Annotated in this window: 15 protein-coding genes; 3 read left to right on the top strand and 12 right to left on the bottom strand. The window is 67.1% G+C overall.

The window, feature by feature from the left end:
- The first annotated feature begins 8 nt into the window (after nucleotides 1-8).
- Complete coding sequence (gene trxA, locus LGR44_RS07175; protein ID WP_226738806.1) at nucleotides 9-329, top strand: thioredoxin; 321 nt, start codon at nucleotides 9-11, stop codon at nucleotides 327-329.
- 57 nt (nucleotides 330-386) lie between these two features.
- Here the strand turns inward: trxA and LGR44_RS07170 are convergent, their stop codons facing one another.
- The 3 genes from LGR44_RS07170 to trpA all read right to left on the bottom strand — a co-directional run bounded on the left by LGR44_RS07170 (nucleotide 387) and on the right by trpA (nucleotide 3,621).
- Nucleotides 387-1,712 carry a bifunctional folylpolyglutamate synthase/dihydrofolate synthase gene (locus tag LGR44_RS07170; protein ID WP_226738804.1) on the bottom strand — a complete coding sequence of 442 codons (1,326 nt, stop codon included), beginning with the start codon at nucleotides 1,710-1,712 and terminating at the stop codon, nucleotides 387-389.
- Nucleotides 1,713-1,733: 21 nt separating this feature from the next.
- A complete protein-coding gene (accD, locus tag LGR44_RS07165) occupies nucleotides 1,734-2,615 on the bottom strand; it encodes an acetyl-CoA carboxylase, carboxyltransferase subunit beta (protein ID WP_226738802.1) in 882 nt (293 codons plus the stop codon).
- Between the two features lie 163 nt (nucleotides 2,616-2,778).
- Entirely contained in the window at nucleotides 2,779-3,621 is an 843-nt protein-coding gene (trpA, locus tag LGR44_RS07160) for a tryptophan synthase subunit alpha (RefSeq protein WP_226738800.1), read from the bottom strand.
- A 127-nt stretch (nucleotides 3,622-3,748) separates the two neighbouring features.
- On the opposite strand from trpA, the gene LGR44_RS07155 reads away from it, so the two are divergent.
- Nucleotides 3,749-4,516, top strand: a complete 768-nt coding sequence (locus LGR44_RS07155) for an AAA family ATPase (protein WP_226738798.1) — start codon at nucleotides 3,749-3,751, stop codon at nucleotides 4,514-4,516.
- Between the two features lie 26 nt (nucleotides 4,517-4,542).
- On the opposite strand, the gene trpB is transcribed toward LGR44_RS07155, so the two are convergent.
- The 9 genes from trpB to LGR44_RS07110 form a co-directional block, all read right to left on the bottom strand.
- Nucleotides 4,543-5,763 (bottom strand): tryptophan synthase subunit beta, encoded by a 1,221-nt coding sequence (gene trpB, locus LGR44_RS07150; RefSeq protein WP_226738797.1) that lies wholly within the window; start codon nucleotides 5,761-5,763, stop codon nucleotides 4,543-4,545.
- A gap of 12 nt (nucleotides 5,764-5,775) precedes the next feature.
- Nucleotides 5,776-6,438 (bottom strand): phosphoribosylanthranilate isomerase, encoded by a 663-nt coding sequence (locus tag LGR44_RS07145; protein ID WP_226738795.1) that lies wholly within the window; start codon nucleotides 6,436-6,438, stop codon nucleotides 5,776-5,778.
- A 9-nt stretch (nucleotides 6,439-6,447) separates the two neighbouring features.
- Nucleotides 6,448-7,395, bottom strand: coding sequence for an ornithine cyclodeaminase family protein (locus LGR44_RS07140; RefSeq protein ID WP_226738793.1), 948 nt, complete (start codon nucleotides 7,393-7,395; stop codon nucleotides 6,448-6,450).
- Nucleotides 7,396-7,498: 103 nt separating this feature from the next.
- Nucleotides 7,499-7,849: a lipopolysaccharide assembly protein LapA domain-containing protein gene (locus tag LGR44_RS07135; protein ID WP_226738791.1), complete on the bottom strand. Its 351-nt coding sequence runs from the start codon at nucleotides 7,847-7,849 to the stop codon at nucleotides 7,499-7,501.
- Nucleotides 7,850-7,868: 19 nt separating this feature from the next.
- A complete protein-coding gene (ihfB, locus tag LGR44_RS07130) occupies nucleotides 7,869-8,180 on the bottom strand; it encodes an integration host factor subunit beta (protein WP_226738789.1) in 312 nt (103 codons plus the stop codon).
- 26 nt (nucleotides 8,181-8,206) lie between these two features.
- On the bottom strand, nucleotides 8,207-9,175 hold the full coding sequence (gene sppA / locus LGR44_RS07125) for a signal peptide peptidase SppA (protein WP_226738787.1): 969 nt from the start codon (nucleotides 9,173-9,175) through the stop codon (nucleotides 8,207-8,209).
- A gap of 131 nt (nucleotides 9,176-9,306) precedes the next feature.
- Nucleotides 9,307-9,714: a YkvA family protein gene (locus tag LGR44_RS07120; RefSeq protein WP_226738785.1), complete on the bottom strand. Its 408-nt coding sequence runs from the start codon at nucleotides 9,712-9,714 to the stop codon at nucleotides 9,307-9,309.
- Between the two features lie 177 nt (nucleotides 9,715-9,891).
- Nucleotides 9,892-11,595 (bottom strand): 30S ribosomal protein S1, encoded by a 1,704-nt coding sequence (gene rpsA / locus LGR44_RS07115; protein WP_226738782.1) that lies wholly within the window; start codon nucleotides 11,593-11,595, stop codon nucleotides 9,892-9,894.
- 321 nt (nucleotides 11,596-11,916) lie between these two features.
- The gene (locus tag LGR44_RS07110) at nucleotides 11,917-12,543 is read right to left on the bottom strand and encodes a 2-hydroxychromene-2-carboxylate isomerase (RefSeq protein WP_226738779.1); all 627 of its coding nucleotides are present in this window, start codon (nucleotides 12,541-12,543) and stop codon (nucleotides 11,917-11,919) included.
- Between the two features lie 194 nt (nucleotides 12,544-12,737).
- On the opposite strand from LGR44_RS07110, the gene LGR44_RS07105 reads away from it, so the two are divergent.
- A complete protein-coding gene (locus tag LGR44_RS07105) occupies nucleotides 12,738-13,970 on the top strand; it encodes an argininosuccinate synthase (protein ID WP_226738777.1) in 1,233 nt (410 codons plus the stop codon).
- Nucleotides 13,971-14,007 lie beyond the last annotated feature (37 nt).

Raw genomic sequence — 14,007 nt, 5'->3', positions numbered from 1 at the left:
GTGATGCAATGGCGACCGTTAAGGTGACCGATGCGAGCTTCTCGCAGGACGTCCTGAACTCCTCCGAGCCCGTCGTGGTCGATTTCTGGGCCGAGTGGTGCGGTCCCTGCCGCATGATCGGCCCGGCCCTGGAAGAGATCTCCAACGAGATGGCCGGCAAGGTGAAGATCGCGAAGATCAACGTGGACGAGAACCCGCAGGTCGCGTCGCAGTTCGGCATCCGCTCGATCCCGGCCCTGATGATGTTCAAGGGCGGCCAGGTGGTGGCCCAGAAGATCGGCGCCGCCCCCAAGGGCGACCTCGCCAAGTGGATCCAGGCCTCGGCCTGAGCTCTGCCATAACGGAATTTGGAAAGGGGCCGAAAGGCCCCTTTTTCGTGTCGTCGCCTATTGCGGCAGCGTTCCGTTCGCGGCCAGCACCTCGCCCGCGAGGTAGAGCGAGCCGCAGATGAGGATGCGGGGCGGGTGCTCCCAGACATAGTCGTGCAGCGAGGCGAGGGCCGATTCGACGCTGGCCTTGGTCGAGGTGGTCAGGCCCACGCTCGCGGCGATGGCCGCGACCTCGTCGGCCGGGCGCGCGGCGATCTGGCCCGGAATGGGAACCGCGATCACCTCCCGGGCCAGTCCCAGGAAATTCTTGAAGAAGGCTTCCGAATCCTTGGTGCCGAGCATGCCGGCGATCAGCACCAGGGGTGCATCGCTGCGCTCGCTCCGGTCGGCCATGGCGGCGGCGAGAACGCGCCCGCCATCGGCGTTGTGGCCGCCGTCGAGCCAGAGTTCGCAGCCCTGGGGCGCGATCTCGGGCAGGCGCCCCTTGGACAGGCGCTGCAATCGGCCCGGCCATTCGGCGCGGGTGATCCCGGCCTCGAAGGCCGAGGTCTCGAATTGCTCGAAGCCGGCCGCCCGCAGGGCCGCGATGGCGGTGCCCGCATTGATGTATTGGTGGCGCCCGACGAGCCTGGGCCGCGGCAGGTCGAGGAGGCCCTTCTCGTCCTGATAGACGAGGCGCCCCCCTTCCTCGTGAACGGAGAAATCCTGCTGGCCCACCAGGAGCGGCGAGGCGCCGATCCGCTCCGCCTCGTCGCGCAGGGTCTCGTCGGCTTCCGTGTAATCCTGCGGCGCGATCACGGCCGGGCAGCCGCGCTTGAAGATGCCGGCCTTCTCCTTGGCGATGGCCTTCAGGGTGGTGCCGAGATACTCCGCGTGGTCGTGCCCGATGGAGGTGACGACGGCGGCGGCCGGATGGTCGATCACGTTGGTGGCGTCGAAGCGTCCCCCGAGACCCACCTCCAGCAGGAGCACGTCGGCGGGCTCCTCCGAGAACAGCAGGATGGCGGCGGCGGTCGTGATCTCGAACACGGTGATGGGCTGGCCCGCATTCACCTTCTCGCAGCGGCGCAGGGCCTCGACGAGGCGATCCTCGCCCACATACTGCCCGCCGCCGATGCGCCCGAGGCGGATGCGCTCGTGGAAGCGAACCAGATGGGGCGAGGTATAGACGTGGACGGCGAGGCCCGCGCTTTCCAGGATCGCCCGCATGAACGCGATGGTCGAACCCTTGCCGTTGGTGCCGGCCACATGGATCGTGGGCGGCAGGCGGCGCTCGGGGTGGCCGAGCTCCCCGAGGAGACGCTGGATCCGCCCGAGGGACAGATCGATGGTCTTCGGGTGCAGGGCGAGAAAGCGCGCGATCAGCGCATCCGACGAATCCATCGCCCTGTCTCCGAAAACGTCTTACTCGGCGGCCTCGGCCACCGGCGCACCGGCGACTGGCGTCTTGGTGAAGAGGCGCGACAGGCGGGCGATGGTGGGCTTCAGGTCGTGGCGGTGCACGACCATGTCCACCATGCCGTGGTCCTTGAGGTACTCGGAGCGCTGGAAGCCGTCGGGCAGCTTCTCGCGGATGGTCTGCTCGATCACGCGCGGACCGGCGAAGCCGATGAGCGCGCCGGGCTCGGCCAGGTGCACGTCGCCCAGCATGGCGTAGGACGCCGTGACGCCGCCGGTGGTCGGGTTGGTGAGCACCACGATATAGGGCAGCTTCGCCTCGCGCAGGCGGCGGATGGCCACCGTCGTGCGCGGCATCTGCATGAGCGAGAGAATGCCCTCCTGCATGCGCGCGCCGCCGGAACCGGCGAAGAGCACGTAGGGCGTCTGCTTCTCGAGGGCCGTTTCCGCGCCCTTGATGAAAGCCTCGCCCGCGGCCATGCCGAGCGATCCGCCCATGAAGCCGAAATCCTGCACCGCGATGGTCATCGGGGTCTCTTCGACCCGGCCGAAGCCGACCTTGAAGGCGTCCTGCTGGCCCGTCTTGGCGCGGGCGTCCTTCAGGCGGTCCACGTAGCGTTTCTCGTCGCGGAACTTGAGCGGATCCACCGCCACCTCGGGAAGCGCCACGTCGAGCCAGGTGCCTCCGTCGAACATGAGCTGCAGGCGCTGGGTGGCCGAAATGCGCATGTGGTGGTTGGAACCGGGGATGACCCACTGGTTCGCCTCCACATCCTTGTGGAACACGACCTGTCCGGTCTCCGGGCACTTGATCCAGAGATTGTCCGGGGTCTCGCGCTTGAAGAGCGTCTTGATCTTCGGACGGACGACTTCGGAGATCCAGTTCATCTTTCTACCTTCTCTTTCAGAGGCACCCCGCAGCCCTCATGCCGAGGAGGTCACTCGGTGACCGTCTCGAAGCACGAGGGCGTCTCCGGAGCCTGCTGGAACCGGCCTCCGATCCTTCGAGACGCTGCTGGCGCAGCTCCTCAGGACGAGGCCTTCCGTTGCTCTATGCGGCCGCCGCCTTCTTCGCGACCGACCGCACGCCTTCGCTCAGTTCCTTCACCAATGTGGTGACGGCCTCGACCGTGCGCGAGGTGGCGCGGTCTTCCCCGTCGAGGGTGCCCTTCAGGGCGTCGATCAGCGCCGAGCCCACCACGACGCCGTCGGCCCCTTGCGCCACCGCCGCCGCATGGGCACCGCTCTTCACGCCGAAGCCGACCACCACGGGCAGCGGGGTATGACGCTTGATGCGCTCCACCGCCGTGGCGACCTTGCCGAAATCCGGGGTCGCCGCGCCGGTGATGCCGGTGATCGAGACGTAATAGACGAAGCCCGCCGTGTTCTTCAGCACCGCCGGCAGGCGATGGTCGTCGGTGGTGGGCGTGGCGAGGCGGATGAAGGCCAGGCCCGCCTTAAGCGCCGGCAGGCAGAGCTCGTCGTCCTCCTCCGGCGGAAGATCCACCACGATCAGGCCGTCGACGCCGGCCTCCTTGGCATCGGCCAGGAAGCGGTCGACGCCATAGACGTAGATCGGGTTGAAATAGCCCATGAGGATCACGGGCGTCTCCGCATCCTCCGCCCGGAAGCGCCGGATGAGGTCCAGGGTCTTGACCGTGTCCTGCCCGACCTTGAGGGCGCGAAGCCCCGCCGCCTGGATCGCCGGGCCGTCGGCCATGGGATCCGTGAAGGGCAGGCCGAACTCGACGATGTCGGCGCCGGCCTTGGGCAGGCTCCTCAGGATCTCGAGGGAGGTCTCGGGATCCGGGTCCCCCGCCATGACGTAGGTCACGAGGGCGGCGCGGCCCTCCTGGCGGCATTTTTCGAAACGGGCTTCGATGCGCTGTGTCATGGGCGGGTCTTTAGCACGGGATTTACGGGATGTGGACAGGGATCTCACATCTCTCCATGGCCGCGTGTAACGTCGTCCGAACTCGAATCGGGCGCAGGCCCATCGGCCCGACCGTCAGGATGCTGCCATGGCGAAGACCTCTCAGATGACCCGATTGCGCGCGCCCTATCTGAGGCGCCTGTGGCTCGACGGGGAGCGCCTGGGGGACCCCTCGACCTATCCGTTTTGCCTGCCGATCTTCCGGGATGCGGACTTCGCGATGGAGTTCGACCGATCGGTCACGATCATCGTCGGCGAGAACGGGGTCGGGAAATCAACCATCCTGGAAGGGATCGCAGCCCTCGCCGGCTATGACGAGGCGGGCGGCGGCAAGGGCTATCGGCCCGTCGATCATTCCCGGGCCGTGGAGGCGATGGGCGGGGTTCTCGGGCAGGCTCTCCGGGCCAGCTGGCTGCCGCGGGTCACCAATGGCTGGTTCTTCAGGGCGGAGAGCTTTTTCTCGGTGTCCCGCTACCTGGATACGGCAGCCCTCGACGCCAACGAGGCTCCTCCGGACTTCCTCTCCCATTCCCATGGGGAAGGATTCCTGCGCTTCTTCGAGGAGCGCTGCGCCAAGCAGGGCCTGTACATCTTCGACGAGCCCGAATCGGCCCTCTCGCCGTCGCGCCAGATCGAGTTCCTCAAGCTGCTGCAGAGGATGGACCGTACCGGTTACTGCCAGGTCATCATGGCGACCCACTCGCCGATGCTGATGGCCTATCCGGGAGCGCGGCTTCTCGGGCTGACGAAACATGGCCTCGCGCCGATCAGGCTGGAGGATACGCAGCATTTCCGCCTGCTGCGGGAGTTCTGCCTGGATCCCGAGCTTTTCCTCGAAGCGATGCTGAACGACTGAAGGAGAGACCTCCTCCAGCCTGTTCGTCAGACGATGTCCTGCTTCAGGTGCTCGGCGATGGTGAAGAGGTCCTTGTCCCCGCGGCCGCTGATATTGACCACCATCAGGTGATCCTTGGGCTTCTGCGGCGCGAGTTCCATCACCTTGGCCAGCGCGTGGCTGGGCTCCAGTGCGGGCAGAATGCCCTCGAGCTTGGAGCAGAGCTGGAAGGCTTCCAGCGCCTCGTCGTCCGTGGCCGAGATGTAGTTGACCCGTCCCACATCGTGCAGCCAGGCATGTTCCGGGCCGATGCCCGGATAGTCGAGGCCGGCGGAGATGGAATGGGCGTCCTGGATCTGGCCGTCGCGGTCCATCAGCAGATAGGTGCGGTTGCCGTGCAGCACGCCGGGGCGGCCGCCCGACAGGGACGCCGCGTGGAGCTGGGTCAGGCCGTGGCCCGCCGCCTCGACCCCGTAGATCTCCACGCCCCGGTCGTCGAGGAAGGGATGGAACAGGCCGATGGCGTTGGAACCGCCGCCGATGCAGGCGACGAGGGAATCCGGCAGGCGGCCTTCGGCCTGCATCATCTGCTCGCGGGTCTCCTGGCCGATCACGGCCTGGAAATCGCGCACCATGGCCGGATAAGGATGCGGGCCCGCCACGGTGCCGATGCAGTAGAACGTGTCGGCGACGTTGGTGACCCAGTCGCGCAGCGCCTCGTTCATGGCGTCCTTGAGGGTCTTCGTGCCGGACTGCACGGGCACCACCTTGGCGCCCAGCATGTTCATGCGGAAGACGTTTGGCTTCTGCCGCTCCACGTCCACCGCGCCCATGTAGACGATGCATTCCAGGCCGAAGCGCGCGCAGAGCGTCGCGGTGGCGACGCCGTGCTGGCCCGCGCCGGTCTCGGCGATGATGCGCTTCTTGCCCATGCGGCGGGCGAGAAGGATCTGGCCCAGCACGTTGTTCACCTTGTGGGCGCCCGTGTGGTTCAGCTCCTCGCGCTTGAAGTAGATTTTTGCTCCGCCGAGATGCTCGGTCATGCGCTCGGCGAAATAGAGCGGGCTCGGGCGGCCGATGTAATGGGTCATGTACCCGTCCATCTCGGCCTTGAAGGCGGGATCCGCCTTGGCCTCGCCGTAGGCCTTCTCCAGATCGAGGATCAGCGGCATCAGGGTCTCGGCCACGAAGCGGCCGCCGAAGATGCCGAAATGCCCGCGCTCGTCGGGTCCGGTGCGGAAGGAGTTCGGTTGGGGCTGAGCTGACACGCCTGTCCTGCCTTAACGGTTCTGGGCGGCGAATGCCGCCCGGGCTGCCTTGACGAAGGCCTCGATCTTGCTGGGGTCCTTGATGCCGGGCCCGGCCTCCACCCCCGACGACACGTCGACCGCCCTGGAGCCGGTCAGCCGGATCGCCTCCGCCACGTTGTCGGGGTTGAGCCCTCCTGACAGCATGAAGGAGACGCCGGGGTCAAGCCCGACAAGAAGCCGCCAGTCGAAGGACAACCCGTTGCCGCCGGGCAGCGAGCCCGGGATCCGGGGCGGCTTGGCGTCCAGGAGAAGATGATCCGCGGCCTCGCCGTAGGCTGCGAGCGCCGCGAGATCGGACGAGTCCGCGATGCCCAGCGCCTTCACGACCGGACGGCCGAACCTCTCACGGATCGCGGCGACCCGCTCGGGCGTCTCGTGGCCGTGAAGCTGGAGCAGATCGGGATCGAGCGCCTCGACCGCGTCGGCGATGTCCGCATCCTCCGCATCGACCAGGAGAACCACGCGCAGGGCGCGGCCCTTCGCCTGGCCCGAGAGATCGCGGCCGAGATCCAGGCCCACATGGCGGGGGCTCCTGGCGAAGCGCACGAACCCGACCCAGTCCGCGCCGGCCGAGAGGGCAGCGTCCAGGGTTTCGGGCGTGGAGAGCCCGCAGATCTTGACCAGGTTGTCCATGGACGGATGTTACGACGCTTTCGCCACGGAGCGCCACACCAGCATCGCCGCAGCCAGGTCCTCCAGGGCGGTTCCGACCGACTTGAACAGGGTGATCGCCTCGTTCTCGCGCCGGATCGGGTTCCGGCACAGGTCGAACAGGTCGCCGCGCACGTGGCTCTCGGCGATGGCGCCGCCCTTGAGCGCCAGCGCCACGTCGCCGCCCTCGTGCTTGGCGGCTTGCGTATCCACATAGACCTGCGCCCGGCGGATCGCCTCGTCGTCGGCCTCGCGCATCCTGAGATTGAAGGCGCCGACCAGGTCGAGATGGGCGCCCGGCTTCAGCCACGCGCCCTCGACGATGGGAGCGCTGGAGAGCGTCGCGCAGGAGACGAGGTCGGCCCCGCGCACCGCGCCTTCGAGGTCGGCGACGGCGGTGACCGGAAGGCCCTGCGCCTTGAGCTCGGCGGCGAGGCTCTCGGCCTTCTCGGGCCTGTGGTTCCACAGCGCCACCTCGCGGATCGGGCGCTGGCTCATATGGGCCCGGATGAGGAAGGGCGCGAGCGATCCGGCGCCGACCATCACCATGCGGCTCGCATCCTCGCGGGCAAGATAGCGCGCCGCGAGCGCCGAGGCGGCGGCCGTGCGCCACACGGTCAGGCGCGTGCCGTCGAGGGCGGCGCGCGGCTGGCCGGTCGCACCGTCCATCAGCATGTAGGTGCCGAGCACGCTGGGAAGGTTCTTCGCCCCGTTCTCCGGGAACACCGAGACGATCTTCACGCCCACATAGCCGTCCTGCGTGGCGGGGCCGGTCCAGGCCGGCATGAGCAGGAGCGTGCCGTGGGCGCCGGAGCGCTCGACCTCGTGATGGTGGCGGACCGGGGTGACGATGTCGCCGCGAAAGGCCTCGGCCAGGGCATCGATCAGGGCGGGAAAGGTGAGAACCCGGTCGATCTCGGCGGCTGTGATGACGTGCATGGTCTCTTCCAGGGCGTCGCGCGAAGAAGGCGGGAGCCGTTCTCGCGCGACACGATGCGTCGCAAGGGGTGAAGCGGGTCTTCCGAGGGGCCGGAAGGCCGGTCTAGTAGGCGGAGGCCTGCGGACGCGGCAGGGCTGCCGGGCCGGTGGTGGTGGTCTGGTTCTGCGTGCGCAGGCGCTCGGTCTCGTGGCGCAGAGTACGGGCCTCGCGGCGGAAGCGGCGGCGCTCCTTGCGGTTGCGTCCTTGAGCGAGCCAGGAGGCCGTGCCGCCGATCACCACGCCCAGCGCGACGGCGGCGAAGATCACGGCGAACAGGGGCAGTTCGGCCGAGAATTCCGGCACGTCCGAGAACGGATCGAACGACAGGGTCACCGGCGCGCGGTTGGCGACCGCGAGCAGCACGACGAGAATCGCGACGGGCAGGAGAATCAACGCCTTCAGAAACCGAATCATGTACGGACCATCCCTCGGGTTATTGGGCTGCGGCAGCCTTCAGAACCTTGGGGGAGGCATTGAGGCGCTGACGCATTTCCTTCCCCGTCTTGAAGACGGGAACGACTTTTTCGGAGATGGAAACGGATTCACCCGTGCGCGGGTTGCGCCCGGTGCGGGCATCCCGCTTCTTCACGGAGAACGCGCCGAAGCCGCGCAGTTCAACCCGGTCACCCCTGGCAAGAGCATCGGCGATGGTATCGAGAATCGCGTTCACGATGTTCTCGACGTCGCGCTGATACAAATGCGGATTCTGCTCAGCGAGCTTGAGCACCAGTTCGGATTTGATCATGGAACGGCTATATGTTTGATGCTGCTTTATTTTTCGGAAGGGTGCCAGAGCGCCAGCAGACCGTCAAGCTGAGCGGCCTGAAGGCTGACGGCGGACCGGCGGAGAGACTCGGCGGCTCGCTCGAAGCCGAAGAGGTCGGCGCCGGTCGCGGCCAGAGCGATGATCGAGAAGTCGCGTTCGCTGCGGGGCTCCCATTCGCGCACCGGCAGGTCCCGCGCCACGCCCCTTTCCTGCTCGAGCCAGGCGACCGCATCCCGTTCGCTGCCGATCCGGTCGACCAGCTTGAGGGACACGCCCTGGCGCCCGCTGAAGACCTGGCCCGTGGACGCGGTTGCCAATTCGGCTTCGTTCAGGCGCCGGCGCTCCCGCACCAGGGTCTTGAACCAGTCGAAGGTGTCGTTGACCACCGATTGCAGGGCCGCGCGGGCCTCGGGGCTCGTGGGCTTGAACGGGCTCGGCTCGGCCTTGAGCGGAGCGGACTTCACCTCTTCGACCCGCACGCCCAGGTGGTCGAGCAGGCCGGACACATCGGGGAACTGGAACAGGACGCCGATGGAGCCGACGAGGGAGGTCTCGCGGGCGACGATGTGGTCGGCCGCTATGGCCGTGATGTAGCCGCCCGAAGCCGCGGTGCCGTCGACGAAGGTCACGACGGGCTTCTTCTCGGCGAGCTTGCGGATGTTGCGGTAGAGCTCCTCGGAACCCGTGGTGGTGCCGCCCGGGCTGTTGATGGAAATCACCACACCGGACACGGAATTGGCCTTGCCGACCCGGTCCATCAGGTCGGCCATGCGCTGCTGGTTGCTGATGATGAAGCCGTTGACGGCGATGCGGGCCACGTGGGTCCGCCCCTCCGGAATGCCGAACCGGTCGGTGGCGGCATAGCCGAAGGCGAGGACGGCGGCGATGAGAGCCAGGATGCCTGCGACGCGCCAGAAGGTCAGCTTGCGGCGCAGACGGCGGCGATCGGTGATGGCTTCGGCATCGATGGGCATGAATTTCGTCTCTTGCATGGTGCCTGCTTCAAAGGCGACACCCTATTGCGAAGGCAGATAGGGCGGCAAGGCGGTTAACCAATAAAAAACCTGCACCCCTGCCATGCGGCCCCCGTAGGACGGGACAGGCTTCACGACGCCCGGTCGGGCCAGAAGGCCCAGATCAGGAAGGCGGCCGCCGCGACCCAGAGGGCCACGACGGCAAGAGCCCCGGCCCGGCTCCTCGGGCGCTCCGCCCGGGCCCGCGCCTCGGCGCGCAGTTCCTCCATCACAGGGGCCGGGATCAGCCTCACCGCGAGCAGGATGCCGAGCGGCACCAGGATCACGTCGTCGAGATAGCCGAGGACCGGGATGAAATCGGGAATCAGGTCGATGGGGCTGAGCGCATAGGCCGCCACCACGGCGGCCGCGAGCTTGGCATACCAGGGCACCCGCCGGTCGCCGACGGCGAGCGAAAGCGCCACCGCGTCGGTCCTGACCGTCCGTGCCCAGTTCCGCAGCCGGGTCCCGAGACCCGCGTCGTCTTGCCCACGCGCCATGGCCTGCCAGCCTGTTCTTCGCTCCCGAGGCTTCGCCGGAAAGCTGTGGCGCCGGGGCGGAAAGTCCATGGACGAGGCCTCGGCCCGCGCAGCAAAAAACCCGCGCGATCACTCGCGCGGGTCTGTTCGGTGGCCCCGGGCCGGAGCCCGGGGACGGTCGAGCCGTTGCCGGCCCGATTACTTCTTGTCGGTGCGGGCCTTGAGGGCCGCGCCGAGGATGTCGCCGAGCGAAGCGCCCGAGTCGGTCGAGCCGTACTGCGCCATGGCTTCCTTCTCCTCAGCGACCTCGAGGGCCTTGACGGAGACGGTGACGCGGCGGGCCTTGCGGTCGAACTGCGTGACGCGGGCATCGAGCTTCTCGCCCACGGCGAAGCGCTCGGGGCGCTGGTCGGCGCGGTCGCGAGCGAGCTCGTTGCGCTTGATGAAGGTGTTGAGGTCGGTGTCGACGATCTTCACCTCCAGGCCGCCGTCCTTCACCTCGAGAACCTCGCAGGTGACGATCTGGCCCTTCTTGATCTCTCCGGCTTCCGCGAAGGGGTCGCCGCCGAGCTGCTTGATGCCCAGCGAGATGCGCTCCTTCTCGACGTCCACGTCGAGAACCTGGGCACGCACCATGTCGCCCTTCTTGAAGTCGTCGATGACCTGCTCGCCCGGACGGTTCCAGTCGAGGTCCGAGAGGTGGACCATGCCGTCGACGTCGTTCTCGAGACCGATGAACAGACCGAACTCGGTCTTGTTCTTGACCTCGCCCTCGACCTCGGAGCCGACAGGGTGCTTCTCGGCGAAGGCCTCCCACGGGTTCTGCAGCGTCTGCTTCAGGCCCAGCGAGATGCGGCGCTTCACCTGATCGACCTCGAGGATCACGACCTCAACCTCCTGCGAGGTGGAGATGATCTTGCCCGGATGGACGTTCTTCTTCGTCCAGGACATCTCGGAGACGTGGATCAGGCCTTCGATGCCCGGCTCGAGCTCGACGAACGCGCCGTAGTCGGTGATGTTCGTAACGCGGCCCTTGAGCTTCGCCTGGACCGGGTAGCGGGCGGCGATGCCCTCCCACGGATCGGCCAGGAGCTGCTTGATGCCGAGCGAGATGCGGTGCGTCTCGTGGTTGATCTTGATGATCTTCACCTTGACCGTCTGGCCGATGGTTACGACCTCGGACGGATGGTTCACGCGGCGCCATGCCATGTCGGTGACGTGCAGGAGGCCGTCGATGCCGCCGAGATCAACGAACGCACCGTACTCGGTGATGTTCTTGACCACGCCGTCGATGACCTGACCCTCTTCGAGGTTCGCCACGAGCTCGGAACGCTGCTCGGCGCGGCTCTCTTCGAGGACCGTGCGGCGCGACACGACGATGTTGCCGCGGCGGCGGTCCATCTTGAGGATCTGGAACGGCTGAGCCACGCCCATGAGCGGGGTGACGTCGCGGACGGGACGGATGTCGACCTGCGAGCGCGGCAGGAACGCCACGGCGCCGTCGAGATCGACCGTGTAGCCGCCCTTGACCTGGTTGAAGATGACGCCGTTGACGCGCTCCTGGGCCTCGAAGGCCTTCTCGAGCTTGACCCAGCTCTCTTCGCGGCGGGCCTTGTCACGGGAGATGACGGCCTCGCCCAGCGCATTCTCGATGCGCTCGACATAGACCTCGACCTCGTCGCCGACGTTGATCGTCTGGTCGCGGTTGGGGCCTGCGAATTCCTTGAGGGCCACGCGGCCTTCGGTCTTGGCGCCGATGTCGATGACCGCGACGTCCTTCTCGATCGCGACCACTTTACCCTTGACGACCGAGCCTTCGCTGATCTCGTTCGTGCGGAAGGATTCTTCGAGCAGGGCCGCGAAATCCTCACGGCTCGGCGCTTGTTGGTATGCTGCGGACATATGTTCTCCTGAATGGCCCTCGTTTAAGGGGCAACGCCGGCGGCTCGTGTGAACGGGCCGTTTCCAGCCGCCGCTGCCAGGGACGCCCCTTCAGGGCCAGGTCCCGGGCATGCCGCTCCATGGAGCGGGCCGGCGTATCATCGACGGATGGAAACGCTTGCTCCGTCAGGCTTTTCGGAAACGCACCAAGGGCGCGCGCACGCACCCTCACAACACGGCAACCGTCAATGTCCTGTCGGATGGGCGTTCTTTTATCGCGTTTCGTGCCGGATCACAAGCGTTTCCGGGCCGCCGGGCGAAGCCGCCGCAGCCCCGCCGGGCTCACACCGGCCACTCGGAGCGGCGTCCGTGCTCCGCCGCCCATTCCAGCGCCCGCTCCAGGCGGTCGTTGCCCCAGAACATCTCCCGGTCCTCGGCCACGAAGGCGGGGGCGCCGAAGATGCCCCGCGCCTGGGCCTCCTCGCCCATCCGGCGCAGGCGCGCCTTGTTGGCGTCCCCTTGCGCCTCCCCGATCACCGCATCCGCGTCCAGCCCGAGATCGGCCAGGATGCCGGCGAGCAGCACCGGGTCGGAGATGTTGCGGCCCTTGCCGAACTCGATCAGGAACACCGCCTTGGTGAAGGCGGGCGTCCAGCCCGCCTCCGCTCCGACCAGGGCAACCCGGGCGGCGAGCAGGCTGTTCTGCGGGAAGGGCTCCGGACGACAGAAGGGCAGGTCGAGCCTGGCCGCCTCCCGCTCCATGTCGCGCCACATGTAGCGGCCCTTCTCCGGGTAGAGGTTGAACGGCGAGGTGGTCCAGCCCTGGGCGGCGAAGATCGGCCCCAGGAGGAAGGGCCGCCAGGCGAGCCCCACCCCCGCCTCCTCGGCGGCGGCCTCGATGCGCATGGCCGCGAGATACGAATAGGTCGAGGCGAAATCGTACCAGAACTCGAGAATCGGCCGGCGCATGGCAATCGTCTCCCCGCAAGGCGAGCCGCATCGGTGCGGAACCCATTGCCTAGCTTATCGCGCCTTTCCGCAACAGCTCCGGCTTTTCCAGTCAGGAATGACGGAGATGCATATCGCCGGCCAATTGCCCGGTTGCGCCGCCCAAGCTTCCGTTCTAAGTCGCGGGCACGGTTGAAATCTCGGAACCCCTTGCTATGGCTGAAAAGCGCGTGAACAAGGTCGTGCTCGCCTATTCCGGCGGCCTCGACACCTCGATCATCCTCAAGTGGCTGCAGACCACCTATGGCTGCGAGGTGGTGACGTTTACCGCCGATCTCGGTCAGGGCGAGGAACTGGAGCCTGCCCGCAAGAAGGCCGAGCTCCTCGGCATCAAGCCGGAGAACATCTTCATCGAGGACCTGCGCGACGAGTTCGTGCGCGACTACGTGTTCCCGATGTTCCGGGCCAATGCCCAGTACGAGGGCCTGTACCTGCTCGGCACCTCCATCGCCCGTCCGCTCATCGCCAAGAAGCAGATCGAGATCGCCGAAAAGGTCGGTGCCGATGCGGTGTCCCACGGCGCCACCGGCAAGGGCAACGACCAGGTACGCTTCGAGCTCGGCTACTACGCCCTCAAGCCCGACGTGACCGTGATCGCCCCCTGGCGCGAATGGGACCTGCGCTCCCGCGAGCAGCTCATCGCCTTCGCGGAGGCGCACCAGATCCCGATCGCCAAGGACAAGCGCGGCGAGGCGCCGTTCTCCGTGGATGCCAACCTCCTGCACGCCTCCTCCGAGGGCAAGGTGCTCGAAGACCCGGCGGCTGAGGTTCCGGACTACGTCTATTCGCGCACCAACGATCCCGAATCGGCTCCCGACAAGCCGACCGTCATCTCCATCACCTTCGAGAAGGGCGACCCCGTCGCCATCGACGGCAGGAAGATGGGCCCGGCCGACCTGCTGGCGAAGCTCAACGAGCTCGGCCGCCTCAACGGCATCGGCCGCCTCGACCTCGTCGAGAACCGCTTCGTCGGCATGAAGAGCCGCGGCATGTACGAAACCCCCGGCGGCACGATCCTTCACCTCGCCCACCGGGGCATCGAGTCGATCACCCTCGACCGCGGCGCGGCTCACCTGAAGGACGAGCTCATGCCGAAATACGCCGAGCTCATCTATAACGGCTTCTGGTTCTCGCCCGAGCGCGAAATGCTCCAGGCGCTCATCGACAAGAGCCAGGAATTCGTCACCGGCGAGGTGCGCCTGAAGCTCTACAAGGGCGGCGTCCACCTCATCGGCCGCGAGAGCCCCTATTCCCTCTACGACCAGGACCTCGTCACCTTCGAGGAAGGCGCCGTGGCCTACGACCACCGGGACGCGGCGGGCTTCATCAAGCTCAACGCCCTGCGCCTGCGGACGCTGGCGCAGCGGAAGAAGAATCTGGGCCTGTAAGGCTCCCGATCCCGAAAAGCGAGTGGCCGGGCTCAAG

Source organism: Microvirga lenta (genome assembly GCF_020532555.1).
Lineage (GTDB): Bacteria > Pseudomonadota > Alphaproteobacteria > Rhizobiales > Beijerinckiaceae > Microvirga > Microvirga lenta.
The sequence above is the reverse complement of the archived record's forward strand: the minus strand, read 5'-3'. Positions and strand labels throughout refer to the sequence as shown.

What these genes read in the sequence shown, in the direction of transcription:
- LGR44_RS07110 (WP_226738779.1), bottom strand. Translation starts at nt 12,543, where the DNA reads ATGCGCCGGCCGATTCTCGAGTTCTGGTACGATTTCGCCTCGACCTAT.
- trxA (WP_226738806.1), top strand. Translation starts at nt 9, where the DNA reads ATGGCGACCGTTAAGGTGACCGATGCGAGCTTCTCGCAGGACGTCCTG.
- LGR44_RS07120 (WP_226738785.1), bottom strand. Translation starts at nt 9,714, where the DNA reads ATGGCGCGTGGGCAAGACGACGCGGGTCTCGGGACCCGGCTGCGGAAC.
- LGR44_RS07135 (WP_226738791.1), bottom strand. Translation starts at nt 7,849, where the DNA reads ATGATTCGGTTTCTGAAGGCGTTGATTCTCCTGCCCGTCGCGATTCTC.
- LGR44_RS07105 (WP_226738777.1), top strand. Translation starts at nt 12,738, where the DNA reads ATGGCTGAAAAGCGCGTGAACAAGGTCGTGCTCGCCTATTCCGGCGGC.
- rpsA (WP_226738782.1), bottom strand. Translation starts at nt 11,595, where the DNA reads ATGTCCGCAGCATACCAACAAGCGCCGAGCCGTGAGGATTTCGCGGCC.
- accD (WP_226738802.1), bottom strand. Translation starts at nt 2,615, where the DNA reads ATGAACTGGATCTCCGAAGTCGTCCGTCCGAAGATCAAGACGCTCTTC.
- trpA (WP_226738800.1), bottom strand. Translation starts at nt 3,621, where the DNA reads ATGACACAGCGCATCGAAGCCCGTTTCGAAAAATGCCGCCAGGAGGGC.
- ihfB (WP_226738789.1), bottom strand. Translation starts at nt 8,180, where the DNA reads ATGATCAAATCCGAACTGGTGCTCAAGCTCGCTGAGCAGAATCCGCAT.
- LGR44_RS07145 (WP_226738795.1), bottom strand. Translation starts at nt 6,438, where the DNA reads ATGGACAACCTGGTCAAGATCTGCGGGCTCTCCACGCCCGAAACCCTG.
- sppA (WP_226738787.1), bottom strand. Translation starts at nt 9,175, where the DNA reads ATGCCCATCGATGCCGAAGCCATCACCGATCGCCGCCGTCTGCGCCGC.
- LGR44_RS07155 (WP_226738798.1), top strand. Translation starts at nt 3,749, where the DNA reads ATGGCGAAGACCTCTCAGATGACCCGATTGCGCGCGCCCTATCTGAGG.
- LGR44_RS07170 (WP_226738804.1), bottom strand. Translation starts at nt 1,712, where the DNA reads ATGGATTCGTCGGATGCGCTGATCGCGCGCTTTCTCGCCCTGCACCCG.
- LGR44_RS07140 (WP_226738793.1), bottom strand. Translation starts at nt 7,395, where the DNA reads ATGCACGTCATCACAGCCGCCGAGATCGACCGGGTTCTCACCTTTCCC.